The 542-nt window shown below is 40.8% G+C and carries 1 protein-coding gene; it reads left to right on the top strand.

From position 1 onward, the window contains the following. Positions 1-48 precede the first annotated feature (48 nt). Positions 49-542: hypothetical protein (locus DYY66_RS01570; protein ID WP_166285615.1), on the top strand; the 494-nt coding region annotated here is incomplete at its 3' end.

The raw sequence follows: 542 nt of genomic DNA, 5'->3' as shown, positions 1-542 counted from the left end.
CTGGAACAATCAAATGAAGATTCCGGACAAGACACGGGTAGTTTTACCTTGTGGGTTCCACACAAGATGATTGCAGGCCAGGACTATGAAGGGATGATAACTTTGGACAGACCTTCAAACCAGGAAAATATCTTTTTCTTATCAACAAGCGATAAATCTACGCTTTATGTGCAACAGTCTGTCAACATACCTGCATTTACAAATCATGGAATATTTCAAATCACACCTCTCAAGGACGGCAATGCAACTGTATTTGCTGCACTTCATGGTGATCTGGTAGAGAGCCAGACCACAGTGTATACATCAAGCACACAGCCATCATCATTGAAACTGATACTTCCTACAAATACAACAAAGGCACAAGGCATGATATCATATGTCTTTTCACAAGATGAGTTTGGATTACCTGCACCAGTAAGTTCCGATACCGAGATATTTGTCAGCACATCATCAATGATTGTATCTCCACAAACTGTTACTATACCAAAAGGGCAATACTATACCCAGTTGCCACTAGTGACAAAGGGAAGTGGTAGCATATC

Origin of the sequence: Candidatus Nitrosotalea sp. FS, assembly GCF_011319475.1 — an archaeon.
GTDB lineage: Archaea > Thermoproteota > Nitrososphaeria > Nitrososphaerales > Nitrosopumilaceae > Nitrosotalea.
This window is presented reverse-complemented; position numbering and strand designations above follow the sequence as displayed.